Source organism: Clostridium sp. DSM 8431, assembly GCF_900116755.1.
GTDB lineage: Bacteria > Bacillota > Clostridia > Clostridiales > Clostridiaceae > Clostridium.
The window spans coordinates 1-2,239 of record NZ_FPBY01000289.1; the positions used below are offsets into that span (position 1 = coordinate 1).

3 protein-coding genes are annotated in these 2,239 nt (G+C 28.0%); all 3 read right to left on the reverse strand.

Translation table 11 applies throughout. The features are described 5' to 3' along the window. Window positions 1–200: 200 nt before the first annotated feature. Window positions 201–365: a hypothetical protein gene (locus BM384_RS17845; protein WP_175537446.1), complete on the reverse strand. Its 165-nt coding sequence runs from the start codon at window positions 363–365 to the stop codon at window positions 201–203. A gap of 166 nt (window positions 366–531) precedes the next feature. Further along, window positions 532–1,215 carry a hypothetical protein gene (locus BM384_RS16810; RefSeq protein ID WP_090015381.1) on the reverse strand — a complete coding sequence of 228 codons (684 nt, stop codon included), beginning with the start codon at window positions 1,213–1,215 and terminating at the stop codon, window positions 532–534. A 26-nt stretch (window positions 1,216–1,241) separates the two neighbouring features. Then, a complete protein-coding gene (locus tag BM384_RS16815) occupies window positions 1,242–2,093 on the reverse strand; it encodes a type II restriction endonuclease (RefSeq protein ID WP_090015383.1) in 852 nt (283 codons plus the stop codon). Between the last annotated feature and the right edge of the window lie 146 nt (window positions 2,094–2,239).

The window sequence follows — 2,239 nt, forward strand, 5'->3', positions numbered from 1 at the left end:
ATTATTTCTAAGAAAAAGATAAGAATACACAAAATTATTTACAGGCTCAGGTATGATGTAAATCTCAATAACTTTATAGGGATATTTTATTACTATTTTTGAAGCAATAAAAGACGCCAAAAACTTTTACGCTTACAAATCTAATACTAATAAAAAGAACTTAAATAAGTTTATCCTATCTAAGTTCCTTATTACAAATATTATTTATTTTTCAGTCCATCTCGCCTGCATTCTTTACAATATGACTGTGGTATTACTCTCCCATCACCCATATTTCTATATCCAAACAATTCTTCTATCTGCTCTAAACTATTAGCTTCTTTAGAACACTTAGGACACTTAGCCCATTCATCTTTGTATGGCATAATATCTCCTCCTCAACTTTTATATATCAATTTTTACACCAAATTAGATATATGTAAATAATTGTATTTACAACTTAAATAAAAATACAAAAAATAACTTTATTAGAAATACATAAAAATTAGAGAACTCCTTTTAAATAAATCTCTTTACGCCTCAAAATCCCATCTACACATAACTTGGTAACTCTATAATTTCCTTATAGTTAATACCATCTAATAATGGTGGACGTGTATGTGATAAAGTTCTTCGTATTACATGAGATAAATCCTTCCCATTTATAGCTTCTAAATATCTATAAAAGCTCATTCTTCTTCCTTCATAACGTGGCATTGGATAATTTATATCTTCCTGCATTACTATTAATGAAATAAAATAAGCTAACTCACATGTAGAATAAACTTTTCCTTCATTACCTATTCTGTTATATGACTTGTTTAATCCATTATGAATTACAGTTATATGATTTAATAATTCCTCACTTGGATTTTTAATTTTTACTTCATCTAATCCTTTATACTTATCAAGGTTTATCCCCCAACCATTTCTAGAAATATCAACTAAAAATTCACGATATAATTCCCTTAACTGAGGAGCTTGTACAATCTTATTATATAAATCTACAACAACATTAACATGAGATATTGGTATACTATTATAATCTACTCTATAATCATATATAACTTTTCCATTTCTAATCTCAGCTTTATATCCAGGATACTTTATTTGTAAATCTAAATCATACTTATTCTTAACTGGTATAAACTTCTCTTCATTTCTACGCATAGCTCCTATAAAATCATTATCCTTAAATATTTTCACCAGTCTCTCTTCTAACCTATTGTAAAACATAGTTATTCCTCCAAAAACACTTTTACCTATTTTATTAATTCTTTTAAAATGCCATTCTCTAAATCGGCTATATTATACATAGTATCTAAAACATCAAAAGTTTCTTCTAAATTTTTCTTAGCAGAATTCCATCCATATCCATCTGTAAACCAAACAAATTTGAACCCTGGAATTTTCTTAGACTCTTCAGCAATCATTTTATAGCTTCTTGCAGTTTCATTTAACTTTGATCCACTACTTGCATAGAAATTAGTTTCAATAGCATAAACGTACTTATCTGTCTTAACAACAAAGTCAAATCTCTTTAATGTCTTTCCTCCATTTGATAAAGGAGCTAAATCTAATCCCCACTTTGCTTCTAAATCTTTAGAATACATTTCTTTATAGTATTCAAGATTATCCTCTTTTTTTAAATAACTTTCAACTAAATCTTCCATTAAGTGTCCACCACGATTCTTTCTACCATTAGAATCAAGGCCTGTCTCTATTCCAGTCACATAGTCAACTAGATTCGTTATATCATGATTTGTTAATAAATCAAATAACCCTGTCTTTCTCATAAAATTTTTATATTCTTCTACAGTTTGAGTAGCTTTTTTGAAGTTGTACTTATAACTCCCTTCTTCATCCATAGCAAAAATTTCACTATTTCTAACAGCTAATAAAATAGGTATACATTTTAAAGTTTCTGGATATTTATTTATTATATTTTCAAAATCATTTTCTATATCCTTAGAGCCTATTAATGAATTTAAAATATTCAATTCTATTTTCATATCGTTAACATTATTAAAAACCTTTTTAAAATCCACATAATACTCATAATTTGAAATACTTTCTCTAAAGGTCTCCAACCATTGTTTAAACTCTCTAGCCATAAAAACTCCTCACTTTCAAGTAATATATCATTCTTTAATTATACAAAACATATATCGAGTAGGTGAACCTCAGAAATATTTTTTTCTGAGGTCTTTCCTCTCACAGAACCGTGCATGCGGGCCTCGCACACGGCTCTTGATAAATC